19 protein-coding genes, 8 tRNA genes and 2 rRNA genes are annotated in these 24,532 nt (G+C 39.9%); 2 read left to right on the top strand and 27 right to left on the bottom strand.

Going from position 1 to position 24,532, the window contains the following annotated elements:
- Nucleotides 1-10 precede the first annotated feature (10 nt).
- From MKY02_RS01930 to acpS, 20 genes are all read right to left on the bottom strand, one after another.
- Nucleotides 11-2,940, bottom strand: a 23S ribosomal RNA gene (locus MKY02_RS01930).
- Nucleotides 2,941-3,124: 184 nt separating this feature from the next.
- Nucleotides 3,125-4,677: ribosomal RNA gene (locus tag MKY02_RS01925) — 16S ribosomal RNA — on the bottom strand.
- Together the 16S and 23S rRNA genes with 8 tRNA genes alongside form the textbook arrangement of a ribosomal RNA operon.
- Nucleotides 4,678-4,823: 146 nt before the next feature.
- A tRNA-Gly gene (locus MKY02_RS01920) sits at nucleotides 4,824-4,897 on the bottom strand.
- A gap of 25 nt (nucleotides 4,898-4,922) precedes the next feature.
- A tRNA-Arg gene (locus MKY02_RS01915) sits at nucleotides 4,923-4,999 on the bottom strand.
- A 28-nt stretch (nucleotides 5,000-5,027) separates the two neighbouring features.
- A tRNA-Leu gene (locus MKY02_RS01910) sits at nucleotides 5,028-5,114 on the bottom strand.
- Nucleotides 5,115-5,174: 60 nt separating this feature from the next.
- Nucleotides 5,175-5,250 (bottom strand) — tRNA-Lys (locus tag MKY02_RS01905).
- Between the two features lie 19 nt (nucleotides 5,251-5,269).
- Nucleotides 5,270-5,344, bottom strand: a tRNA-Gln gene (locus MKY02_RS01900).
- Between the two features lie 8 nt (nucleotides 5,345-5,352).
- Nucleotides 5,353-5,429 (bottom strand) — tRNA-Asp (locus MKY02_RS01895).
- A gap of 10 nt (nucleotides 5,430-5,439) precedes the next feature.
- Nucleotides 5,440-5,514 (bottom strand) — tRNA-Glu (locus tag MKY02_RS01890).
- A gap of 3 nt (nucleotides 5,515-5,517) precedes the next feature.
- Nucleotides 5,518-5,592, bottom strand: a tRNA-Asn gene (locus MKY02_RS01885).
- A 103-nt stretch (nucleotides 5,593-5,695) separates the two neighbouring features.
- Nucleotides 5,696-6,151, bottom strand: a complete 456-nt coding sequence (locus tag MKY02_RS01880) for a SprT family protein (RefSeq protein WP_038185889.1) — start codon at nucleotides 6,149-6,151, stop codon at nucleotides 5,696-5,698.
- Between the two features lie 65 nt (nucleotides 6,152-6,216).
- Nucleotides 6,217-8,379, bottom strand: a complete 2,163-nt coding sequence (locus MKY02_RS01875) for a Tex family protein (RefSeq protein WP_038185892.1) — start codon at nucleotides 8,377-8,379, stop codon at nucleotides 6,217-6,219.
- Nucleotides 8,380-8,699: 320 nt separating this feature from the next.
- The gene (gene sigB / locus MKY02_RS01870) at nucleotides 8,700-9,482 is read right to left on the bottom strand and encodes an RNA polymerase sigma factor SigB (RefSeq protein WP_038185895.1); all 783 of its coding nucleotides are present in this window, start codon (nucleotides 9,480-9,482) and stop codon (nucleotides 8,700-8,702) included.
- Entirely contained in the window at nucleotides 9,460-9,930 is a 471-nt protein-coding gene (rsbW, locus tag MKY02_RS01865; protein ID WP_038185897.1) for an anti-sigma B factor RsbW, read from the bottom strand. Before rsbW ends, sigB begins: the two co-directional genes overlap by 23 nt.
- Nucleotides 9,917-10,258 carry an STAS domain-containing protein gene (locus MKY02_RS01860; RefSeq protein WP_340710529.1) on the bottom strand — a complete coding sequence of 114 codons (342 nt, stop codon included), beginning with the start codon at nucleotides 10,256-10,258 and terminating at the stop codon, nucleotides 9,917-9,919. The genes rsbW and MKY02_RS01860 overlap by 14 nt, the downstream gene beginning before the upstream one ends.
- Before the next feature lie 210 nt (nucleotides 10,259-10,468).
- Complete coding sequence (locus MKY02_RS01855) at nucleotides 10,469-10,819, bottom strand: type II toxin-antitoxin system PemK/MazF family toxin (protein WP_038185900.1); 351 nt, start codon at nucleotides 10,817-10,819, stop codon at nucleotides 10,469-10,471.
- Nucleotides 10,820-10,823: 4 nt separating this feature from the next.
- On the bottom strand, nucleotides 10,824-11,105 hold the full coding sequence (locus MKY02_RS01850; RefSeq protein WP_038185902.1) for a hypothetical protein: 282 nt from the start codon (nucleotides 11,103-11,105) through the stop codon (nucleotides 10,824-10,826).
- A gap of 178 nt (nucleotides 11,106-11,283) precedes the next feature.
- Nucleotides 11,284-12,402: an alanine racemase gene (gene alr / locus MKY02_RS01845; RefSeq protein WP_038185905.1), complete on the bottom strand. Its 1,119-nt coding sequence runs from the start codon at nucleotides 12,400-12,402 to the stop codon at nucleotides 11,284-11,286.
- Nucleotides 12,403-12,472: 70 nt separating this feature from the next.
- On the bottom strand, nucleotides 12,473-13,642 hold the full coding sequence (locus tag MKY02_RS01840; protein WP_143691045.1) for a LolA family protein: 1,170 nt from the start codon (nucleotides 13,640-13,642) through the stop codon (nucleotides 12,473-12,475).
- Between the two features lie 57 nt (nucleotides 13,643-13,699).
- Nucleotides 13,700-14,053, bottom strand: coding sequence for a holo-ACP synthase (gene acpS / locus MKY02_RS01835; protein WP_038185908.1), 354 nt, complete (start codon nucleotides 14,051-14,053; stop codon nucleotides 13,700-13,702).
- A gap of 67 nt (nucleotides 14,054-14,120) precedes the next feature.
- On the opposite strand from acpS, the gene MKY02_RS01830 reads away from it, so the two are divergent.
- Entirely contained in the window at nucleotides 14,121-14,735 is a 615-nt protein-coding gene (locus tag MKY02_RS01830) for a rhomboid family intramembrane serine protease (protein ID WP_076034782.1), read from the top strand.
- A gap of 36 nt (nucleotides 14,736-14,771) precedes the next feature.
- Here MKY02_RS01830 and MKY02_RS01825 read toward each other — a convergent pair whose 3' ends face one another.
- From MKY02_RS01825 to MKY02_RS01795, 7 genes are all read right to left on the bottom strand, one after another.
- Nucleotides 14,772-16,349, bottom strand: coding sequence for a PH domain-containing protein (locus MKY02_RS01825; RefSeq protein WP_038185915.1), 1,578 nt, complete (start codon nucleotides 16,347-16,349; stop codon nucleotides 14,772-14,774).
- Nucleotides 16,342-16,821: a PH domain-containing protein gene (locus MKY02_RS01820; protein ID WP_038185918.1), complete on the bottom strand. Its 480-nt coding sequence runs from the start codon at nucleotides 16,819-16,821 to the stop codon at nucleotides 16,342-16,344. The genes MKY02_RS01825 and MKY02_RS01820 overlap by 8 nt, the downstream gene beginning before the upstream one ends.
- A 183-nt stretch (nucleotides 16,822-17,004) precedes the next feature.
- Nucleotides 17,005-18,579, bottom strand: a complete 1,575-nt coding sequence (locus tag MKY02_RS01815; protein ID WP_038185921.1) for a DEAD/DEAH box helicase — start codon at nucleotides 18,577-18,579, stop codon at nucleotides 17,005-17,007.
- Between the two features lie 343 nt (nucleotides 18,580-18,922).
- On the bottom strand, nucleotides 18,923-19,612 hold the full coding sequence (locus MKY02_RS01810) for an alpha/beta hydrolase (RefSeq protein ID WP_038185924.1): 690 nt from the start codon (nucleotides 19,610-19,612) through the stop codon (nucleotides 18,923-18,925).
- A gap of 96 nt (nucleotides 19,613-19,708) precedes the next feature.
- Entirely contained in the window at nucleotides 19,709-21,076 is a 1,368-nt protein-coding gene (locus MKY02_RS01805) for a UDP-N-acetylmuramoyl-tripeptide--D-alanyl-D-alanine ligase (protein WP_340710527.1), read from the bottom strand.
- A 27-nt stretch (nucleotides 21,077-21,103) separates the two neighbouring features.
- The gene (locus tag MKY02_RS01800) at nucleotides 21,104-22,174 is read right to left on the bottom strand and encodes a D-alanine--D-alanine ligase (RefSeq protein ID WP_038185940.1); all 1,071 of its coding nucleotides are present in this window, start codon (nucleotides 22,172-22,174) and stop codon (nucleotides 21,104-21,106) included.
- 213 nt (nucleotides 22,175-22,387) lie between these two features.
- Nucleotides 22,388-23,146 (bottom strand): hypothetical protein, encoded by a 759-nt coding sequence (locus MKY02_RS01795; RefSeq protein WP_327192128.1) that lies wholly within the window; start codon nucleotides 23,144-23,146, stop codon nucleotides 22,388-22,390.
- 147 nt (nucleotides 23,147-23,293) lie between these two features.
- On the opposite strand from MKY02_RS01795, the gene MKY02_RS01790 reads away from it, so the two are divergent.
- Complete coding sequence (locus tag MKY02_RS01790; protein WP_038185946.1) at nucleotides 23,294-24,490, top strand: FtsW/RodA/SpoVE family cell cycle protein; 1,197 nt, start codon at nucleotides 23,294-23,296, stop codon at nucleotides 24,488-24,490.
- The last annotated feature ends 42 nt before the right edge of the window (nucleotides 24,491-24,532 follow it).

Here is a 24,532-nt window from a genome sequence, read left to right as displayed (position 1 = left end):
TAAGTAAAATTTGGTTAAGTCCTCGATCTATTAGTATTCGTCAGCTCCGTATGTCGCCACACTTCCACCTCGAACCTATCTACCTCATCGTCTTTGAGGGATCTTACTTACTTGCGTAATGGGAAATCTCATCTTGAGGGGGGCTTCATGCTTAGATGCTTTCAGCACTTATCCCGTCCACACATAGCTACCCAGCGATGCCCTTGGCAGAACAACTGGTACACCAGCGGTGTGTCCATCCCGGTCCTCTCGTACTAAGGACAGCTCCTCTCAAATTTCCTACGCCCACGACGGATAGGGACCGAACTGTCTCACGACGTTCTGAACCCAGCTCGCGTACCGCTTTAATGGGCGAACAGCCCAACCCTTGGGACCGACTACAGCCCCAGGATGCGATGAGCCGACATCGAGGTGCCAAACCTCCCCGTCGATGTGGACTCTTGGGGGAGATAAGCCTGTTATCCCCGGGGTAGCTTTTATCCGTTGAGCGATGGCCCTTCCATGCGGAACCACCGGATCACTAAGCCCGTCTTTCGACCCTGCTCGACTTGTAGGTCTCGCAGTCAAGCTCCCTTATGCCTTTACACTCTACGAATGATTTCCAACCATTCTGAGGGAACCTTTGGGCGCCTCCGTTACTCTTTAGGAGGCGACCGCCCCAGTCAAACTGCCCGCCTGACACTGTCTCCTACCCCGCTAAGGGGCATGGGTTAGAAGTTCAATACATCTAGGGTAGTATCCCACCAACGCCTCCTCCGAAGCTGGCGCTCCGGAATCTCTGGCTCCTACCTATCCTGTACAAGATGTATCAAAATTCAATATCAGGCTACAGTAAAGCTCCACGGGGTCTTTCCGTCCTGTCGCGGGTAACCTGCATCTTCACAGGTACTATAATTTCACCGAGTCTCTCGTTGAGACAGTGCCCAGATCGTTACGCCTTTCGTGCGGGTCGGAACTTACCCGACAAGGAATTTCGCTACCTTAGGACCGTTATAGTTACGGCCGCCGTTTACTGGGGCTTCAATTCGCACCTTCGCTTGCGCTAAGCACTCCTCTTAACCTTCCAGCACCGGGCAGGCGTCAGCCCCTATACGTCACCTTACGGTTTTGCAGAGACCTGTGTTTTTGCTAAACAGTCGCCTGGGCCTATTCACTGCGGCTCTCTCGGGCTTTCACCCTACTAGAGCACCCCTTCTCCCGAAGTTACGGGGTCATTTTGCCGAGTTCCTTAACGAGAGTTCTCTCGCACACCTTAGGATTCTCTCCTCGACTACCTGTGTCGGTTTGCGGTACGGGCACCTTTTACCTCGCTAGAGGCTTTTCTTGGCAGTGTGAAATCAGGAACTCCGGACATACGTCCTCGTCATCACAGCTCAACGTTATAGAAATGGGATTTGCCTCATTTCACGCCTCACTGCTTGAACATGCATAACCAACAGCATGCTTACCCTATCCTACTGCGTCCCCCCATTGCTCAAATGGTAAATAGGTGGTACAGGAATATCAACCTGTTGTCCATCGCCTACGCCTATCGGCCTCGGCTTAGGTCCCGACTAACCCTGAGCGGACGAGCCTTCCTCAGGAAACCTTAGTCATTCGGTGGACGGGATTCTCACCCGTCTTTCGCTACTCATACCGGCATTCTCACTTCTAAGCGCTCCACCAGTCCTTCCGGTCTGACTTCACAGCACTTAGAACGCTCTCCTACCACGGACATCTAAGATGTCCATCCACAGCTTCGGTGAATTGTTTAGCCCCGATACATTTTCGGCGCAGCGTCACTCGACCAGTGAGCTATTACGCACTCTTTAAATGATGGCTGCTTCTGAGCCAACATCCTGGTTGTCTAAGCAACGTCACATCCTTTTCCACTTAACAATTACTTTGGGACCTTAGCTGGTGGTCTGGGCTGTTTCCCTCTTGACTACGGATCTTATCACTCGCAGTCTGACTCCCGTGCATAAATCACTGGCATTCGGAGTTTGTCTGAATTCGGTAATCCGGGATGGACCCCTAGTTCAAACAGTGCTCTACCTCCAGGATTCTTTATCACGAGGCTAGCCCTAAAGCTATTTCGGAGAGAACCAGCTATCTCCAGGTTCGATTGGAATTTCTCCGCTACCCACACCTCATCCCCGCACTTTTCAACGTACGTGGGTTCGGGCCTCCAGTAAGTGTTACCTTACCTTCACCCTGGACATGGGTAGATCACCTGGTTTCGGGTCTACAACCACATACTCATTCGCCCTATTCAGACTCGCTTTCGCTGCGGCTCCGTCTTCTAAAACTTAACCTCGCATGTAATCGTAACTCGCCGGTTCATTCTACAAAAGGCACGCTATCACCCATTAACGGGCTCTAACTACTTGTAGGCACATGGTTTCAGGATCTATTTCACTCCCCTTCCGGGGTGCTTTTCACCTTTCCCTCACGGTACTGGTTCACTATCGGTCACTAGGTAGTATTTAGCCTTGGGAGATGGTCCTCCCAGATTCCGACGGAATTTCACGTGTTCCGCCGTACTCAGGATACACTCAAGAGAGAATGAACTTTCAACTACAGGGCTGTTACCTGCTCTGGCGGGCCTTTCCAGACCGCTTCGTTTAACTCATTCCTTTGTAACTCCATATAGAGTGTCCTACAACCCCAAGAGGCAAGCCTCTTGGTTTGGGCTATTCCCGTTTCGCTCGCCGCTACTCAGGGAATCGATTTTTCTTTCTCTTCCTCCAGGTACTTAGATGTTTCAGTTCCCTGGGTCTGCCATCAAGACGCTATGTATTCACGTCAAGATACTGCTCCATTACGAACAGTGGGTTCCCCCATTCGGAAATCTCCGGATCAAAGCTCACTTACAGCTCCCCGAAGCATATCGGTGTTAGTGCCGTCCTTCTTCGGCTCCTAGTGCCAAGGCATCCGCCATGCGCCCTTAATAACTTAACCTAAAAGTTAGTTATTAAGCCTAAAAAACTTAATAATAAAAAATGTGTTACTTAATTTGCTTCAATGTCGTTTTATCCAGTTTTCAAAGAACAAGGTTTTGAAGATCATTTTACAATGAGCCTTCAAAACTGAACGCAAGACGTTAATCGACAGATCCAAGATCTGTTTCCGTAATTATCCTTAGAAAGGAGGTGATCCAGCCGCACCTTCCGATACGGCTACCTTGTTACGACTTCACCCCAATCATCTATCCCACCTTCGGCGGCTGGCTCCATAAAGGTTACCTCACCGACTTCGGGTGTTACAAACTCTCGTGGTGTGACGGGCGGTGTGTACAAGGCCCGGGAACGTATTCACCGTGGCATGCTGATCCACGATTACTAGCGATTCCGGCTTCATGTAGGCGAGTTGCAGCCTACAATCCGAACTGAGAACGATTTTATGAGATTAGCATACCCTCGCGAGTTAGCGACTCTTTGTATCGTCCATTGTAGCACGTGTGTAGCCCAGGTCATAAGGGGCATGATGATTTGACGTCATCCCCACCTTCCTCCGGTTTGTCACCGGCAGTCACCTTAGAGTGCCCAACTAAATGATGGCAACTAAGATCAAGGGTTGCGCTCGTTGCGGGACTTAACCCAACATCTCACGACACGAGCTGACGACAACCATGCACCACCTGTCACCAATGTCCCCGAAGGGAAAACTCTATCTCTAGAGCGGTCATTGGGATGTCAAGACCTGGTAAGGTTCTTCGCGTTGCTTCGAATTAAACCACATGCTCCACCGCTTGTGCGGGCCCCCGTCAATTCCTTTGAGTTTCAACCTTGCGGCCGTACTCCCCAGGCGGAGTGCTTAATGCGTTAGCTGCAGCACTAAGGGGCGGAAACCCCCTAACACTTAGCACTCATCGTTTACGGCGTGGACTACCAGGGTATCTAATCCTGTTTGCTCCCCACGCTTTCGCGCCTCAGTGTCAGTTACAGACCAGAAAGTCGCCTTCGCCACTGGTGTTCCTCCAAATCTCTACGCATTTCACCGCTACACTTGGAATTCCACTTTCCTCTTCTGCACTCAAGTCTCCCAGTTTCCAATGACCCTCCACGGTTGAGCCGTGGGCTTTCACATCAGACTTAAGAAACCACCTGCGCGCGCTTTACGCCCAATAAATCCGGACAACGCTTGCCACCTACGTATTACCGCGGCTGCTGGCACGTAGTTAGCCGTGGCTTTCTAATAAGGTACCGTCAAGGTACGTTCAGTTACTAACGTACTTGTTCTTCCCTTACAACAGAGTTTTACGATCCGAAAACCTTCATCACTCACGCGGCGTTGCTCCATCAGACTTTCGTCCATTGTGGAAGATTCCCTACTGCTGCCTCCCGTAGGAGTTTGGGCCGTGTCTCAGTCCCAATGTGGCCGATCACCCTCTCAGGTCGGCTATGCATCGTTGCCTTGGTAGGCCGTTACCCCACCAACTAGCTAATGCACCGCGGGCCCATCTAGTAGTGACAGCCGAAACCGCCTTTCAGCATTTTGCCATGTGACAAAATGGATTATTCGGTATTAGCCCCGGTTTCCCGGAGTTATCCCAATCTACTAGGTAGGTTGCCCACGTGTTACTCACCCGTCCGCCGCTAAATCAGAAGAAGCAAGCTTCTTCATCATTCGCTCGACTTGCATGTATTAGGCACGCCGCCAGCGTTCGTCCTGAGCCAGGATCAAACTCTCCATAAAAGTAGTTTGAAAGCTCATTAGCTTTGCTAGCGTATCATCCGAAGATGATATCTATTTTTGTTTTGATCCACCAACAGAGTTGATGTTCAAAAACATTTATTGATTAACGTCTTGCATGTTCAGTTTTCAAGGTTCATAAATTATATTGGAGCGGGTGAAGAGAATCGAACTCTCGACAACAGCTTGGAAGGCTGTGGTTTTACCACTAAACTACACCCGCATTAATATTATGTTTTTAAAAAATATGGCGCGCCCGGCAGAAGTCGAATCCACAACCTTCTGATCCGTAGTCAGACGCTCTATCCAATTGAGCTACGGGCGCATATCGTATATTATATATTATAAGTGTTTGGTGCGGTCGAGAGGACTTGAACCTCCACCGAGTAAACCTCGACTAGGCCCTCAACCTAGCGCGTCTGCCATTCCGCCACGGCCGCATTTTAATTGAAACATGTAGGTTATATTATATCACCTTAAAACATAATGTCAAGTTAAAATGGTGAGTCATGCAGGATTCGAACCTGCGACCCTCTGATTAAAAGTCAGATGCTCTACCAACTGAGCTAATGACTCGTAGCTAAAATAATGAAAATGGCTGGGGTACCTGGATTCGAACCAGGGCATGACGGAATCAAAATCCGTTGCCTTACCGCTTGGCTATACCCCAAAAATAAATGGCGGTCCGGACGGGACTCGAACCCGCGACCTCCTGCGTGACAGGCAGGCATTCTAACCAACTGAACTACCGGACCATATAAAGATTGGTGACCCCTACGGGATTCGAACCCGTGTTACCGCCGTGAAAGGGCGGTGTCTTAACCGCTTGACCAAGGGGCCATATGGCTCCGAAGGTAGGACTCGAACCTACGACCGTCCGGTTAACAGCCGGATGCTCTACCACTGAGCTACTTCGGAAAAATATGTTGCATTTCGTTACATTTTGTCGTCATCACCTTGTCGACTTTTATTATTATAGACAGGTATTTTGAAAAGGTCAAGCATTTTTCTAAAAAAACTTTCAACCAATTTGTTTAATGTGCCCTAAACACTTGCTACAACGGTATTTTGCGGGGTTCATTCTTTTTTTTCTATCATAGTTTGTACCACATTTTATACATATATAAGTATAACTTTTATTAGACTTCTTCCCCGTTATCTCTGTTAAGTTAGAACAGTATCTAGGAGCATTAGTTTCTTTTAATAGAAACCGAAAATCTGCATCCCGATGTTTATACCCCTTTCCTTCTATATGAAGATGATAATGACATAGCTCATGACGAATAATCCCTTCTACTTCTTGAATACCGAACTTTTCAAACGCTTTCGGATTAATCTCTATATTATGAGATCGTAATAAGTATCTACCGCCTGTAGAGCGTAATCGCTTATTAAAATAAGCTTGATGTCTAAATGATTTATGGAATACATTTATAGAGATTTCTATTACAAGGTTTTGTAGCTCTTTATCTGTCATATTATCCTTCCCTTTCTTCTATAAAATAAACCTCGCTTTAAAGCGAGGTTTATTTTCCTGCTATTTTAATCGATTTGTTTTGATGGGGGAAGCATCGTTAAGGCAATTCTCCCTTTATCCTTTTCAATCTTTTCTACCCATACTGTTACGATGTCGCCAAGAGCTACTACATCTAAAGGATGTTTTACATAGCCGTTTTTTAATTTAGAAATATGGACAAGACCATCTTGTTTAACACCGATATCGACAAATGCACCGAAATCCACTACGTTGCGTACCGTCCCTTGCATCTCCATTCCTGATTGCAAATCTTCCATTTTCAAAATATCTTTCTTTAATAATGGTTGCGGGAAAGCGTCGCGTGGATCACGTGAAGGTTTCATCAATGTATCAATGACATCTTTTAACGTTACTTCACCTATATCCAACTGGGAGCTCAAAGTTGAAATATCTAAGTTTGCTAGCGCTTTTTCAGCTTCTGTTGTACCTAGCTGTTCCTTCTTAATAGAAGCAACTTCAAGTAGTTGGTTTGCAAGGTCATAACTTTCTGGGTGAATACCCGTTGCATCTAACGGGTTTTTCGCTTCAGAAATTCGTAAGAAACCGATTGCTTGTTCATACGTTTTAGCCCCCAGACGCGGAATTTTCTTCAACTGTGTACGAGCTGTAAACTTCCCATTTTCACCACGGACTTTAACAATGTTTTCTGCTACTGTTTTTGATAACCCTGAAACATATTGTAAAAGTGAAGATGATGCAGTATTCACATCTACACCTACTTGGTTAACAGCTGTTTCAACGATAAATGTTAAAGAGTCTGCAAGCTTTTTCTGAGATACGTCATGCTGGTATTGCCCAACACCTACTGCCTTCGGTTCAATTTTCACAAGCTCAGCCAGCGGATCTTGTAATCTTCTCGCAATCGAAACAGCACTACGTTGTTCAACTTGTAAATCCGGAAACTCATCCCGTGCTACTTCCGATGCGGAATACACACTTGCTCCAGCTTCATTAACAATAACAAATGCTGTTTCACTATTTAATTCTTTCAAACATTCTGCTACAAACTGCTCTGACTCGCGGGAGGCTGTCCCATTACCAATAGCGATAATAGATATAGGATACCTTTGCAATATGTCCTTGAATACCTTCTTGGATTGCACTGGATCCGCTTTTGGCGGATGTGGATAGATAACAGAGATTTCAAGCATTTTACCCATGTCATCCACTACAGCTAATTTACAACCCGTTCGATATGCTGGGTCAAGTCCCAATACAAAGCGATCTTTTAATGGAGGTTGTAATAGTAGGTTACGTAAATTTTCAGAGAAAATATGAATTGCTTGAGCCTCTGCCTTCTCCGTCAACTCTCCGCGCAATTCTCTTTCAATTGAAGGCTGAATTAATCGTTTGTATGCATCTTCAACGGCTAATTCAACTTGTTTGGCTGCTGGTGAGGATGTACGCGGAATCCATTCTGTACACATCAATTGATGTACACGCTCTACTGGTACAGCTATATTGATTTTCAAAATGTCTTCTTTTTCACCACGATTAATAGCTAGTATGCGATGAGGAACAATTTTATTAATTGGTTCTTCATATTCATAGTACATTTCATAGACTGATTTTTCGTCTAAACTTTGATCTTTTACTGCCGAAAGAATCTTGCCATTTTGCCATGATAGCTTACGAATTTTCTCACGAATAGCTGCATCATCTGCAAAACGTTCTGCTAAAATATCGCTAGCACCTTGTAATGCTTCCTCTATTGACTCCACATTTTCATTAATGTAAGGTGCAGCTAACTCAGCTAGTGAAGTTAATTCAAATTTCATCAATTCATCCGCTAAAGGCTCTAACCCCTTTTCTTTAGCAATTGTCGCTTTTGTTCTACGCTTTTGTTTATAGGGACGATATAAATCTTCCACTCTTTTTAAAATGGATGCCGCCTCTATATCTTTTTTAAGTTCTTCAGTTAGTTTGCCTTGTTCATCAATAAGGCGAAGTACTTCTTCTTTTCGTTGTTGTAGTTGTTGTAAATACTGATAACGATCTTCGATTGCTTTAATCTGGACTTCATCAAGTGAACCAGTTGCTTCTTTACGATAGCGCGCTATAAACGGCACTGTATTTGAGCCTTCTAGCAATTCGATAACCGATTCTACTTGTTTTGGTCGGATGCTAAGTTCTTTCGAAATTAATTGCTGCATTTTTTTGTTGTCCATACAGTCACAACCTTTCTCTATCCTATTTATCTTATCATATAGGTAAGTTCAAAAACCTTTATCAGGTGGCTTTGAATCACCTTAAATTTCATTAATTTACAATAAATAAAAAAGCCTACTCAAAAGAGCAGACTCCTAACATCAAAGTTTCTATTGTTATTTTGGCTCTCGCCAACCATCGCCGCTTTAATAAGGTGTCCAGTCTTTCAATACCACGCCATATTATTAATTCGCGCATGGCATAGATAGAGATTCTTATATTACATAAACCTGCATTTATAACGATTATTAAACCATTAATCTATTTTATATAAAAATTTTCAATGGATACTACTGGTGGCACCAACGGCTTCTCGTAGCTTTTTAATCGCTTTTCTTTGTAGTCTTGAAACATGCATCTGTGAGATCCCCAGACTTTCCCCTGCTTCTTTCTGGCTTAATTGTTCCAAATATGTAAGCTGAATGATACGTTTTTCTTTCTCTGTTAAAACCGTCATAGCTTCAGCTACAATCATGCGTCGATTTGTTTTCTCATATTCTTCATCTTCATTACCAACGATATCGAAAAGAGTCATAGAACTACCATCTGAATCGGATTCCAATGTATAATCCATCGATAACGCTTGATAACTCTGCCCCATTTCCATTGCTTCTAATATTTCTTCTTCCTCCACTCCCAAGTACTCTGCAATTTCATTTACATGAGGAGAACGCTGGAATTCTATTGTCAGTTGTTCTACTGCGGACTTAATACGTGGCCCAAGCTCTTTAATACGTCTTGGCACATGGACATCCCACGATTTATCACGTAAAAAACGCTTTATCTCACCAATAATTGTGGGAACTGCAAAAGCTTCAAAGTTACGACCAAAAGACACATCAAACCTTCTAATAGCACCAAGTAATCCAAGCATACCTACTTGGACAATATCATCGTGGTAAGATCCACCTTTTGAATACTTTCTTGCAAGCGACTCTACTAAGTATTTATATTGTAAAACTAAATTGGTTTGCGCTTCATTATCTTCATTTTCTTGATATCTATTAATCCATTCTATAACTTGCTCTTTTGAAGCTGATTTAGAGGGTGATTTTTTCCACATTTTCAGTCACCTGCTCTCTGGCGACATATTTTGTCATTAAAACAGTAACGCCATTGTCGTTAAGCACTTTTACCTCATCCATTAGAGTTTCTATTAAATAAAGACCGAGGCCACCTTCTCGGATAAATTGAACATCTTCTTCTTCATGATAAGGACCAACCCTTTTTCTCACTTCCTTAAAATCAAAGCTATAACCATAATCCGCTACCATGATTTCAATTTTTTCTTTATATAACGCACAACCTACTACGACTTCACCGTCATCATCTTCTTCATAAGCGTGTTGAATAGCATTAGTAATCGCTTCACTTGATGCAATTTTCAAATCTTCAATATCATCATAAGAAAAGCCAATTCGATTCGCTAAACCTGAAATGGTTAAACGTATAACCCCTACATATTGAGGCTTTGCTGGTATTCTCATTTCAAAGTAATCAAATTCCTTCATGGTTAGTAGTCGCCTTCCCCTCTTCTTCAATATTCATTATGTCACTTAGTCCAGTTATATTAAACAAGCGATATAAACGTGGTGATAACCCTCTTAATTTCACATCTCCACCGACGCTAATTACGTTTTTGTAAAAAGCAACGATGACACCTAATCCTGTACTATCCATATATACTACATCACGAAAGTCTAATTCAATCTGAATATTCTCAGTTAATTTAATGATATTTAGTTGCTCACGAAGCTTAGGTGCAGTGAAGGCATCTATTTCTCCATTGACATAAGCTATACTTTTTTGTGCGTCTATAGTTTCTAGTTTGAAATCCACATTAAAATCTCCTTCCAACTACTAATCTAGTTCAATTACTCATATATTACCCTATTTTGATAGCATTAAACCTTTTCATTAGTTTTTTTTAAATTTCTTACATTAAATGTACTCAGTATCCACCCTCTCATTAGACTAATAATGACAATCATCAATTAAAAAAAGCACCAAAGTGAGATTCACTTCAGTGCTTAACATTTATGTATACCGTTAAAATTTCAAAAGTCCCAAGCTAATTTCTAATGCTTCTTCTACTTTTTCCATTAAGGGATCATCAAGTTGTGTTATTTTATCAGTCAATCGTGATTTATCTATTGTACGCAATTGTTCAAGTAAGATGACTGAATCTCTTTCGAAACCATACTGCTTAGCATCTATTTCGACATGAGTTGGTAGTTTTGCCTTCTGAATTTGCGCAGTAATGGCCGCAATAATTACTGTTGGGCTGAAACGATTTCCTATGTCATTTTGAATAACCAGAACGGGTCTTGTACCACCTTGCTCAGACCCGATAACTGGTGATAAATCAGCAAAAAAAACGTCACCACGTTTTACGATCAAGTTTTCATCCTCCGCTTACGAGACGCTCCACCATATGTTCAGCTTCATATTCTAAATGTAAACATTCGCTACATATGGATAAGTTAATTTGTGACATCTCTATATAACCTTTAACCATTGCTTCTCGTATTTGATTTTGTTTGTATTCTCTTTTGTATCTCTTGGTTGGTGTATAAACGAATTCATCGCATTCTGTCGTAATTTGTCTATAAGCTTGTTCAATATTCTCAGCCATCTTATGCTTAGGGAGCTCTAAGATAACTTCACTTATCCTCTTCTTATTCACGGCCAGCACCTCCGACAAAACATTCCATCTTTTTCAATTCAACTTTCAACTTATCCCTATCTTAACATTGAAATTAATTGTTGAATAGACAAGAAAGGTAAGAATTTGACATTGTGGGTGGAAATGTTTTTATTTGTCGGCTGCAATCATTGTTATTAAAGACTTAAAGTTGTTGAAATTACTTATAAATTCTTGGGATTCTTGATGTTAACATACACGGTATTTCATATACAATTGTCTGAAGTCTATCTGACCATTCTTTCATCTGAATTTCCTCTTGCTGTTGTCGACCAATTAATATAACCTTTTCTCCAACCGACATTTCATATGGAAGCTTGATCATACATTGATCCATGCAAATACGTCCAATTATCGGAACGCGATTCCCTTGTATCAATACTTCTTGACCAGCAAGTCCTCGTAATAGACCATCAGCATAGCCAATCGGCATTGTACCAATCCACTCATCTTCAGTTGCTACATAGTTGCCACCATAACTCACTGTATCACCTTGTTCAATTTTCTTCACATGAACAAGTTCACTTTCAAGTGACAAAGCTGGTTTCAAAGAAAATGGTAGATGCTTTTCCACATATGGTGATGGTGCTAGTCCATACATAGACACACCGAATCTGACGGCATCAAATTGCACATTTTCTTTATTTAATGTGGCAGCTGTATTGGCAGCATGTACAAGACGCGGCTTCTTAGGTAAACTCTCTACAAACGATATGAACGTTGCTAATTGTTCGTTGTATTGAGTAGAATCTTCTTCATCTGCTGTTGCAAAATGAGTGAAAATGCCATCGATTAAAAAGTGCTCGTTCGCATCGACGGCATTATATAATGCTGTTAACTCAGTTAGTTTTCTAACGCCGATACGTCCCATACCGCTATCAATTTTAATATGTAGCTTCAAAGGTTTTTCAAAGTTCGCTGCTTGTTTCGCAACTTCATTTACCCAATCCAACGAAAACACAGTTAGAGATATATCGTATTGTGCTGCAAAAGTTGCAAAATATACCGGTGTTGCTCCTAAAATTAAAATTGGAGCTTCTTTTATAAACTCTCTTAAATGAAGTGCTTCCTCAGGAGTCGCTACGGCTAGCATTGAAGCTCCAGCCTGTAACGATGCATTTGCTACCTGTAAATCACCATGACCGTATGCATTCGCTTTAACAACTGCAATAATTTCTGTCGTCGTATTTAAGTGTTCACGCAGTTGTTTGATGTTAAATTGAATATTTTCTAATTCAACGATTGCCTTAGTAGGGCGGAAATATTGATGCTGATACATAGATGATCCCTCTTTAAAAATGGATTTTTTTCTATTATCCGCCCTGAAAAAGGTTAGGTCAAATGTTTCATCACTTTACTTCGCCATTTACCATAGATGATGCAACTTCCACCATCTCTTCACGAGTTAAAGAATTTGTCGCTATAAAGAAAGATACCCCATTTTTCTCCCAGCTAATCGAATTATCTGTAATTGCTCCAATAGTAAATCCTAAATCAGCAGGATCACCTGGTGCAAATACCGGAACAGAGAGTGGATTTGTTTTAGCAGCTTGTTCAATCACTGTGAATGGCTTGTCACCCTCGAATGTCAAAATTCTTCTTTCACCATCTGCACTTGCAACTGTTTTTTCATCAGTCAGTTTGACATTATCCCATTTAAGAACTGGATAATGCGTTTGGAATTCAGGATTTTCAATTTCAGCTCCTGCTTGTGCATCACCTGTTACGCTTTTAGTCCCTGCTTTATCTTCTCCAGTTGCATTCTCTGATGTTTTTCCAGAGTCATCTTTAGCATTTTCTTTTTCAGTTGTGGTTCCTTCAGCTTTTTCATCAGTTGCATTTTCCTTCGTTGCTGTTTCATCAGTTGTCCCTTTATCATTCGCGCCTTTTTTAGAGAAATCCTCTACTGCATAGTCTGTACCTTTTCTTGACGTTCCAAGCGAGATTTTCTTAAATGTAATAACAATTTGTTCTTCCTTCGCTTCATTTAATACCGAAACTTTAGTTGGAAGTAATGTCTTTTTATCAATAAAAATTTGCTGATAAGGTAACATCTTCGAATGATTATTACGTGTCTTAACTTCAAAGACATAAGACTTGTCTGATTCTGTCATTTTTGCATTCTCGTCAGCCTTTAAATCTTCAGCAAGTGCACCGATTAAGTAAGCCTGACTATTTTGTTTCGGCCAATCACTTTGGAATTTATACGTCTTTTTCATAGAAGGTGTTACTACAAATACACCATCTTCATTGCGTATAATCATTTGCGAATCTTTTTCCCCTTGTTGTGCAACGGCTACACGATAAAAATCGGGTTTTGTATGCCATACATTTACATCATAAGTACGGGGTTCTGCACCTGATTTAATCTCCATCTGGGCGGTCAAATCATACCCCTTTGTTTCTGTCCATTTATTACTCGTTTTTTTCAAAACTGCTTCCTTTGAATTTGAACCACAAGCTCCCAAAACCAGTGATACAATCATAAGTAACGCAAACACTATAAAACGTTTTCGCAATTTCCCATCCCTTCTCAATTCTATCCGTTAAGATATCTTATGAAACAAGCTAAGCGTTTATGCTAGAAGGATTACTTGAGCTGCAGCATATTCTTTAGAGTGGGTTATACTTACATAACCATCTACACTTTTCCCTTTAAAATAAAGAATCGGTTGACCCAACTGATTGGGCAAAACTTCGATGTCTAGAAATCCGCAACTCTTACCAATGCCCGTTCCATTTGCTTTTGAGTAAGCTTCCTTAGCAGAAAATCTCCCTGCTAAGAACTCCATTTGGCGACGTGCTTTTAATGTATCAAAAATAGCGAGTTCCTTATTTGTTAAAATGCGCTGTCTAAATTTTTCACTGAGATCATTGGATCGTTTGACACGTTTGATTTCGACGATATCTAATCCGATTCCTTTTATCATATAAGGTTCCCCTTTCTTTCATCAGCTAAAACAATGTATAATAATTATACAAAATTGAGGTGAATAGATGTTTAATCGTAGAGAAAATTTTTCACAGTACATAAAATATTACCCTGTCGTTTCATTAATAATTGCATTAAATATTTTAATCTATGCAATAGGGGTTTTACCTATTGTTGGTGATAACGTATTCAACTTAGGTGCCGGTGCAAACTTTTTAATTGCCGACGGGGAATATTGGCGACTAGTGACTCCTATCTTCCTTCACGCAGGTTTTCTACACTTACTATTTAATATGTTCTGGCTTTATTTATTTGGTCCTGAACTTGAAAAAATTGCAGGGAAGATGAGATTCTTCACCATCTATTTTTTCGCAGGACTTTTAGGTAATGTAGCAACCTATTTAATACAACCACCAAACTACATCAGCGTTGGTGCTAGTGGTGCTATATTTGGTATTTTCGGTGCATTTGCTGCACTAGTCTATTATACGAGAAATACCATGCCACAATTAAAACAAACAATCCTGCCTCTTATCATTGTAAGTGTAATAATGACATTCCTACAATCTAATGTTAATGCAACTGCGCACATTGTTGGTTTGCTAACCGGTTTCATTATCGGTCTAATTGACTTCCATCCGCGAAGAATATTAAATTGGCGGATAAAAAAGAAAAAATAAGAAAAGCTGTTGAGTTTCATACTCAACAGCTTTTTCTTATGGCCCATAAACCTGTTGTTCATCATGAACCTGTTTCATATTCGGTTTATACCAAGTCATTATTTCTTCCATATCATTTTTTTCAAAATGAGCAATCACTGCGGATGACCCCATTGAACCTGACATAATCGTCGTTCCAATTGAAGCAACACCTTTTTTTCTTTGGAAGTACGTTTGCCGCAAACTCATCTGCTGAATACGTTTTTTCTCCATGAAGACTGTAATCCGACTAAATGAACGATAACTAATTGTTAGTTGATGCCCCTCTACTGCATAACCCGCAGTCTTATGCTGCCATAAACCAAGTAAAATCGCTAACGGTATAATGATTAATGACAATAATCCATAAGGGAAAAAGAAGTAACTTACCACCCCAATCAATGGTAGCATCCATAAAAAATCGGAGCGATAGTAAAACGAACGACCCTTTTTAGGGGAACGTTTCAGTATTGGTAACCAATTAATTTCTGGGAACAATTGTTGTAAAGGAGTTATTGCTTGACCCCTTTTCACAAGTGGCATAAGAATAATTTTCTTATCTTTATCCAGCACTGCACCTCCAGCACTTTCCACAACAACCGTTGCATAACCAAACATTTGACGCAATGGATTCTCTACAATTTTAATACCTTGAATTCGATTGATTGGAATAGTTATACGTTTTTTCTCTAATAACCCCCGCGTAATAATAAGCTTGTCATTTTCACGTTCAACAATGAATCCATAATTACTTAATAATGTTAGAACGACAGACAGTGCCCAAGCAATAAGTAGCACGAAAAATACCATTAGAGCTAATAATACTACGCCCACTTTAATAAATGCTTGAAATTCACCATACAAATAATCGTAAGGAATAATATTTCCAAACTGTGATGCAATAGCCGCTATGCCTGAAAACACCACTCCAATACCACCTGATGTGGTTGCTAAAACAAGTAAGTCCTTTATAGACATATTGAAGATAACATCTCTTTGGATATCCTCTTCAATATATTGTTTTTGTTGATTTGAGACTGTCTTAGCATCAGTTTCAGTTACATTTTCATGTCCAATTTCATCTACTGATTCATTTAGAGTAGTTACTTGTCGTTTCTCCCTTTTCGTCCGTTTCATCTCAATTTCAATCATGTCAGCAGCGATTCGCGTGATAGCAGTCAATTCCGCTTCTGCTTTCCCATCATTACTACCAGCTGTTTCTACACTGACTTTGACAAGCCCAAATGGCCGATGGAAAATCCCCTCTTGATAATTCAAGCTTTGAATCCTTTCAAATGGGATATAACGTTTCTTTTTTACGAAAAGTCCATACTCCACTCTAAGTTCACCGTCTTCAAACCAGTAAACAAAGCGCCTCCATTTCACAATCCCACCAATTAAATTTAGCATTAATAAGAAAACAGCAATTGCTAATGGTATAAGATCCGACCAAAATTCTTCATCATGTGGATCTAAATTCAACTTAAAGCCATTACTAACTAAAATAATGACAAACGGTAATATTAAATCCTTCAAACCTGTGATGAAATTTATAACAGCTGATATTGGGTGCAATTTAAATTTTTCATCAGACATCGTCTTCCGCCACCCTTGCTAATTCAGATATACGCGCCCGTAAATCATCTGCCTCAGCCATGACGAGCGCCGGAATTGTATGCGTCGTTGCTGCTGTTGAGATTGTCATTTCAGCTAATCCATAACGCTTTAATATTGGACCTTGCGAAGTATCAACATGTTGTACTCGCACCATCGGCACTAATGTCCTAACAACAATAAACAACCCATGTTGCACTTCAATTTCTTGTTCACGTACTTCGTAACGCCAATGGTCCCAACGTATTTTAGGAAATAGATAAATAAATAAAAATGCAAAAACAAACGGCACTACTGCGCAGATTATGTATATCCACCAATACCATTCAAAAAACCACGTTAACGCCCCAACACCTGCCACCACTAATAAAACAATCAGTGATTGAATGATACCGTAAACACGCCATACGGTTAGACCTTTTCTCGATATTTGGTATTTTGGTTCTACACTCACTTTGTCCACCTCACTTCTCTTATAAATCTTTTACGTTTGAATACTATGAAATGTTTCAATTATTTTCAGTCTACAGAGAGGCAGTTGAACTGTCCAATAGTTAAGTGCCAAATACATCCATACCTATATATATAAAATAAAAAAGCTACCCCACCGAAATGGAATAGCTTTTTCAAATAAATTTTAGTCTTCACTACGTTTGCGTGGTGCACGAGTGCGTCCACCTTGGCTAGCTCCGCCTTCACGACGACCGCCACCTTCACGACGACCACGATCTCCGCCACGTTCTCCACGGCTTCCACCGCGTTCTCCGCCACGTCCGCTGCGTTCTCCACCACGGCTGCTGCCGCCGCTTGAGCGACCGCCACGGTAACCGCCACCGCCGCCACTTGAGCGACCGCCACGACTACCGCCACCACCTGAACGTCCGCCACGTTGTGGTAATGGGCGTTCTTCAGTGATTTTAATTGGTGTATCATCCGGCTCTTTAGTCATTGATTTAATAGCCGCTGCTACTAAGTCAACAGCTTCGTGTTTAGCTAATAAGTCTTCTGCCATTGAACGGTAATCACTTAAGTGATTTTTCTCAACTAGTTCAGTTAATTGTTCTACTGCAAGAGCTTGTTGGCCAACTAAAGCCTCATCCGCTGTTGGTGGACGAAGAGCTGTCATACGTTTTTTAGTTGTTTCTTCAACGATACGTAGGTAACCCATTTCACGTGGAGTTACAAATGTAATTGCCATACCTGATTTACCAGCACGACCTGTACGTCCAATACGGTGAACGTAAGATTCTGGGTCTTGTGGGATATCGAAGTTATAAACGTGAGTTACACCTGAAATATCAAGGCCACGAGCTGCTACGTCTGTTGCAACTAATACATCAATTTTGTTTTCTTTGAATTGACGTAATACCGAAATACGTTTTGCTTGGCTTAAATCACCATGAATACCTTCAGCAAGGTAACCGCGAATGCTTAAAGCGTGAGCTAATTCATCAACACGACGTTTTGTACGACCAAATACGATCGCTAATTCTGGTTGGTGAACATTTAAAAGACGAGAAAGGATATCGAATTTTTCGCGTTCTTGAGACTTAACGAAAAATTGCTCAATGTTTTCTACTGTCATTTCTTTAGATTTAATTTTAACCACTTCAGGATCTTTCATGAATTTCTCTGCAATTTTACGAATTGGTCCAGGCATAGTAGCTGAGAACAGTAATGTTTGGCGTTCAGCTGGAACGTTTTCTAAAATTGTATTGATATCTTCGATGAATCCCATGTTTAACATTTCATCAGCTTCGTCTAACACAAGTGTTTGAACGTTATCTAATTTCAATGTACGACGGTTGATATGGTCAAGAATACGACCAGGAGTACCAACAATAATTTGCGGTTTATTTTTAAGAGCACGGATTTGGCGACCAATATCCTGTCCACCATATACTGATAAAATTCGTGCACGTGTATCATAACCAATTTTATGAAGTTCTTCAGAAACTTGGATTGCTAATTCGCGAGTTGGGGCAATAATTAAGCCTTGGATTGCAGGATTATTGATATCAATTTTCTCGATAAGCGGAATACCAAACGCTGCAGTTTTACCAGTACCAGTTTGTGCCTGGCCGATAATGTCGCGTCCTTCTTTCGCAAATGAAATTGTACCTTCTTGGATTGGGGTTGCTTCTTCAAAGCCCATACGTGATAGGGATTTTTGGATAGAAGCGCTAACGTTTAATTCTGAAAAATTTGTCAAAGTTTCATTCTCCTTTTTGCTCATGCATTTGACAAATGGTTACATTTTCAGATGAAAATAGGGCAAATCGAGCCTTGTGAGAGGAACGTTTCCGTCTCTTAATATATCTCTGTATAAGTTCCAGAGGAATTTTATATATATAAAGTAAAGCCCGGTCTTTGCCGAGCGGTTCAATTCTCGGGGAATTCTAACCCAAAAAAGAATAAACCGTAATGTTCAAAAAAAAGCACTCTCCATCATCTCGGAGAGTCTTCACACAAAATGTATCCATTGCTTTCAATAGTCTAACACGAGTATCCACACTATGCAATCAATATCCATCAGTCAAAATTATCTGTTTTTTTCACTCTAACAAAAAGTTCAGTACAGATTGAAACCATTCATACCTATCATCGCTAAAGCAAATATGGTGCTTACCATTTGGTGAAAGTATTAATTGTTTTTTTGTAGACCCTAATCGGTCATATAAAAATTGTGCGGTTATTGCTGGCACTATTCCATCCACTTCCCCTTGTACTATACAAATTGGTACTGTGATTTTTTCATAATAAGGTTCTATTTTCCGCACTAAACGAAGGAATTCTAACGTCGATGACATCGGAACATTGCTAATTTTATTGTCATAACGATGGTATAGCTCATTTTGCTCTAGCTCTCCATGAAACAAATCGTTAGTCAATTCTTTAATATCTTTTAGCAATTGACGGACGCTAATATATTTTGCCGCAGCGCTTAGTAATATCAACTTCTCCACTTCATATCGTAACGCTAGATAAAGGGCTATTAGTCCACCCATCGAAAAACCTACAACAAAGACTACATCTACTTCTTTAGCTAACTTTTTATAAGCAAGTTCCGCATCCATTAGCCAATGTTCAGCTTTATAATTATCTAAATGCAATTCTTCACCATGTCCTGAAAGAGTAGGCACAAGAACAAGCCAATCCGTTTTCTGTTGCAAGAAATCCACAAACGGTTTTAATTCTTGTGGTCCACCTGTAAAACCATGAATACAAAGCACGCCTGTTGTCATCACGTCAACCTCCGCTCATAGTGTACCCATTATTTTATAGAAAAAAAGCATCTAAAAGGAACTCAACCTTTTTAGATGCTTTTACAAATAAGTAAATTATTTAAACGCGTTTAATATATTTTCGAGTGCCATTCCACGTGAACCTTTTAACAAGATAATAGAATCTGCACCTGCATTCTTGCGAAGGTGTTGAATAATTATTTCATAATCTTCTGCAGTCCATATTAGACGATCTGCTGGTAGATTATTTTTCAACTTATCGTATAACCACTTCATACGTGGTCCAAATAAACATACTTGATGGATGTTCTTACCATCAATTTGCTCTGCAATTTCCTCATGGAACTGTTGTTCTAGCTCACCTAGTTCTAACATATCTCCAAGCACTGCCCATTTATCTGAACGTATTTCTGTCGTTTGTAAAAACTGTAATGCTGCCTTCATAGAAGTTGGCGCTGCGTTGTACGCATCATTAATAAATAAGATATCTTGCGCTCCATTTACTAATTGCATGCGCATATTGGTTAATGAAACCTCTTTTAAAGCTTCGCGAATTTGTTCCGCCGATAGCCCTACTTCACGAGCAATTAAAATCGCTACCAATGTATTTTTCACTTGGTGACTTCCTAATACTGAGATGAAGAAATCCCCATTCAACAAACCCTTAACAGTAAAAGAACTACCGTTTTCAGTTGTCGCAATATTAGTCGCCGTTATATCCGCTGATCCTTTCAGTCCAAATGATACGGCTTGTAATTCTTTTTGCATTGTAACAAGTGGTGTAAGTAATGGCTCATCACCGTCATAGAACAACTTACCACCTGGTTGTAAACCTTGAACAATTTCAAACTTTGCTTTTGCAATACCCGCTCTTGAACCAAGATCTTGCATATGCGCTTCTCCAATATTCGTGATAGCTGTAAAATGTGGTTTAGCTAATTTAGTCAAAAATTCAATTTCACCAAAACCACTCATTCCCATCTCGAGAATAGCAAAATCTGTATCTTCGTCTAGTGATAAAATTGTTAACGGTAAACCTAACTCATTATTAAAGTTGCCTTCTGTTTTTTGCACTTTGTAGTACGGCGATAACACTCCAGCTACTAAGTCTTTTGTTGAAGTTTTCCCATTTGAGCCTGTAATACCGATAAACGTTGCTCTATGCTCTTGGCGATATGCTGATGCCATTTGTTGAAGTGCCTCTTCTGCATCATCTACAAAAAGTAATGGGAGGCCAGCAGGAGGATTCGGTTCATCCTTTAGCCAAAATGATGCCGCTGCGCCGTTTTCAAATGCTTGTGTTACATAACGATGACCATTTGTTTTTTCACCACGGAAAGGGATAAATAAATCTCCCGCTTGCAACGTACGTGTATTTATTGAGATTCCTGTTACAACAACATCTTCTAATTGTTGTTGATCACAATTTAACCACTTTGCAATTTGCTTTAATGTTTTTTTCATTCTCTCATCACACTCGCGTCTTATGTCTTATTGATATTGAAGCTGTTGCTTTTCATCATGTCTTTCAATTGCCAGGTCAATCAATTGTTCGATTAAATCTGAGTAGGTAACACCTGTATTTTGCCATAAAATCGGATACATACTGACAGGCGTAAAACCTGGCATAGTATTTACTTCATTAATAACAATATCATCATCAGCTGTTACAAAGAAATCTGCACGAACAAGACCCGAACAATCTAATACTTTAAATGCACGAATAGCCATATCTTTCATACGTTCAACAACATCTGTTGTTACTGGAGCAGGTATAATTAGACCTGTATTATTATCATTATATTTTGAATCGTAATCATAGAAGTCTGTTACTGGTTTGATTTCACCAGGTACGGATACTTTTGGTGAATCGTTTCCGAGTACACCCATTTCTACTTCACGTGCAACGATTCCAGTTTCAACAATAATTTTGCGATCATATTTTGACGCAAGATCGATTGCTTTAATCAACTCTTCACGGTTAGATGCTTTACTAATTCCAACACTCGAACCTAAGTTTGCAGGTTTAACGAACATCGGCCAAGTTAGCTCTTCTTCCATTTTAGCAATTAGTGCATCTTGACTTTTGTTCCACTCTTTACGGATGAAGTAGACATAGGGAACTTGTTTTAACCCAGCATGCTCAAATAATTGCTTCATCACTACTTTATCCATTCCTGCAGAAGAAGCTAAAACTCCATTGCCGACATACGGTAAGTTCAATACTTCTAATAAACCTTGCACTGTACCGTCTTCCCCGTTCGTACCATGAAGTAATGGGAAAATAACATCAAATTCTTTTTCATCTTTATTTAACAAAAAACTTGATACATCATTCGGAATGCTATCCTGCGTACCTTTGCCTATTTGTAATTGTTCAATTGACTCAGCTGGCGCAGTTAGCTGGTCTCCTTTTCTCCATTCACCATCGCGTGTAATGAAAATAGGGAATACATCAAATTTATCAAAGTTTAACGCTTGAGTGACTGCTCTTGCTGTGGATAAAGAAACATCATGCTCAGCTGATTTACCACCATATAATAAGCCTAATTTTTTTTTCATTTTATAAACGTCCTCCAGTTTGTTGTACTTTTAGTTTATCACGAATCAAAATGATTCATGAAATGATTTCATCGTGAAGAGTCGCAGGACTTTCAATCTTTTCTTACTAAAAATATCTTAACTTATAATAGCACTCTAGAAAATTTATGCATGCTTATATGAAAAAATTCTCCACAGAAATATCCGTGGAGAACCTTTAAAAGCAGTTGGCACTCAATGAACTTCCATAATTTGCTCTGCCTTTTTCTTTAATATTGTATTTAACTCATCCCAAATCTCATCCGGGAAAGTTAAATCAGAAATATTGCGTAGCTCTAAGACATATGCAAGGTCCGGCTTTTCAATTCTGTACATTGAAAACAATACGCCATCCTTCACTTCCTCACGAAAGCTTGTAAGCATTTCTTTCGTAAAGGCTGGAATACTGTCTTTTACTTTTCTTCTCCAAAATGTCGCAGGTTTTTCTTTTTCTTGAATAATGGCATTAAACAAATTAGCTACTAATTCTTCGACATCTTGTAAATCTCGAAAATAAATTTTAGACATCTTCTCATCTTCATTGGCCAAGTATACGTATTTATTTTGTAACTGGTGATAAAACGGCGTCCGGACAGGCTCTTTTTTATGACCAATATATAATAACTCCGCCTGTTCTTGTGGCGTTAAAAGATTTAATCGTTTTTCGTCAGAGAAATCAATCCAGCAAAGCTCTTTTTTTGAATCTGAGGCTTTCTTTATAAATTTGCGGATACTTCTTTCCTCTACGAATTCTAACTGTGTATGCATATTGAATGAACCGTCTTCGTATTCATTTTTCAAGAGTAAAATATTTTGAAGCGGACCGACTGAAGAAACGAATTCTTGAAACGTTAAACCACTAAAAATGACAAATTGATTAATCTCATTCATATGTACATATAAGTGGTGCAAAAAATCATCAGCAGCTCGCATTTTTTTTGCCAAGTCGATCACCTCATTTCCAACTCTCATTATAAGATGAATTATCATAATTTGAAACATTTGTGATTCGATTTCGTCACATCTTTATAATGAAGCGTGATACAATGATTTACGCTATAATGAAATGAGAAATGAAACTAAATAATTTAGGTGACGTAAATGAATACAAATAAAAAATTTTCCGATCGTTTTGACTGGACGCTCGCTTTTATAATGCTCCTATTTTGTATTATCAGTATAATAGCTATCTCTTCAGCTCAAACTTCTGGTCAATATGCAGCAAACTTTGTAACTAAACAATTATTTTGGTATTTTATCGGTGGATGTATTATTAGTGCGATGATGTATTTTGAACCCGACCAGTACAAGAAAATGTCCTGGTATTTATATGGAGCCGGAATTTTCCTTTTAGCTCTATTATTGATTGCCCCTGGTGGAGAAGGTCAAATTGCCGAACCCAGAAATGGTGCAAAAAGTTGGTTCCATTTACCTGTAGGTGATATTCAGCCTTCCGAATTTATGAAAACATTTTTCATACTCGCACTCGCCCGAATGGTTAGTAAGCATCATGAAAAATACTCTATGAGATCTTTAAAAACAGATTTCATGTTATTGGGTAAAATTTTTGGCGTATTATTAATTCCATTAGCATTTATTATGAAACAGCCTGATTTAGGTTCTGCACTCGTATTCTTTGCTATTACTGCTGCAACTGTAATTGTAGCAGGGATTTCTTGGAAAATAATTTTACCTATAGCAGGTAGTGCAGCAGCTTTAGGGGCAGGTTTATTATGGATGGCCCTTTATATGCAAGACTTCCTACAACACACATTGGGTTTCAGCCCTTATCAATTTGCTCGAATCTATTCTTGGCTAGACCCTTATTCCTATGCTTCTAGTGATGGCTATCACTTAATTTCATCCTTAAACGCCATTGGCTCAGGTGAGATTTTCGGAAAGGGTTTCCAAGGTCGTGAAGTATATGTTCCTGAAAACCACACAGACTTTGTCTTTAGTGTAATCGGTGAAGAGTACGGCTTTATAGGAGCGAGCGTCGTTATTTGTTTATTCTTTTTCCTTATCTTCCATTTAACAAAGTTAACTTTGCAAATGAAAGACCCATTCTGTACATATGTTTGTGCTGGGATTATAGCGATGATAACATTCCACGTATTAGAAAACATCGGTATGACAATTCAGTTACTACCTATTACAGGTATTCCATTACCATTCATCAGTTACGGTGGTAGCTCAATGATGGGAAATGCACTGGCATTAGGTCTAGTATTCAGTATGAAATTCCATCACCGTACTTATATGTTCGGAAATCATGATGAGGATGAAGAGTTTTTATAATAATAGTAAAGCCCAGAGAAATTTTTTTCTCTGGGCTTTTTT

Source organism: Viridibacillus sp. FSL R5-0888 (assembly GCF_038009105.1).
GTDB lineage: Bacteria > Bacillota > Bacilli > Bacillales_A > Planococcaceae > Viridibacillus > Viridibacillus arenosi.
Note: the sequence above shows the minus strand (reverse complement) of the source record. Positions and strands in the feature narration are given on the sequence as shown.

Bases quoted from the DNA above. Each gene is read 5' to 3' on its own strand.
- MKY02_RS01800 (WP_038185940.1), bottom strand. From the start codon at position 22,174: ATGAAAAAAAAATTAGGCTTATTATATGGTGGTAAATCAGCTGAGCAT.
- acpS (WP_038185908.1), bottom strand. From the start codon at position 14,053: ATGATAAAAGGAATCGGATTAGATATCGTCGAAATCAAACGTGTCAAA.
- MKY02_RS01810 (WP_038185924.1), bottom strand. From the start codon at position 19,612: ATGACAACAGGCGTGCTTTGTATTCATGGTTTTACAGGTGGACCACAA.
- MKY02_RS01830 (WP_076034782.1), top strand. From the start codon at position 14,121: ATGTTTAATCGTAGAGAAAATTTTTCACAGTACATAAAATATTACCCT.
- MKY02_RS01805 (WP_340710527.1), bottom strand. From the start codon at position 21,076: ATGAAAAAAACATTAAAGCAAATTGCAAAGTGGTTAAATTGTGATCAA.
- MKY02_RS01790 (WP_038185946.1), top strand. From the start codon at position 23,294: ATGAATACAAATAAAAAATTTTCCGATCGTTTTGACTGGACGCTCGCT.
- alr (WP_038185905.1), bottom strand. From the start codon at position 12,402: ATGTATCAGCATCAATATTTCCGCCCTACTAAGGCAATCGTTGAATTA.
- MKY02_RS01825 (WP_038185915.1), bottom strand. From the start codon at position 16,349: ATGTCTGATGAAAAATTTAAATTGCACCCAATATCAGCTGTTATAAAT.
- MKY02_RS01875 (WP_038185892.1), bottom strand. From the start codon at position 8,379: ATGGACAACAAAAAAATGCAGCAATTAATTTCGAAAGAACTTAGCATC.
- rsbW (WP_038185897.1), bottom strand. From the start codon at position 9,930: ATGAAGGAATTTGATTACTTTGAAATGAGAATACCAGCAAAGCCTCAA.
- sigB (WP_038185895.1), bottom strand. From the start codon at position 9,482: ATGTGGAAAAAATCACCCTCTAAATCAGCTTCAAAAGAGCAAGTTATA.
- MKY02_RS01880 (WP_038185889.1), bottom strand. From the start codon at position 6,151: ATGACAGATAAAGAGCTACAAAACCTTGTAATAGAAATCTCTATAAAT.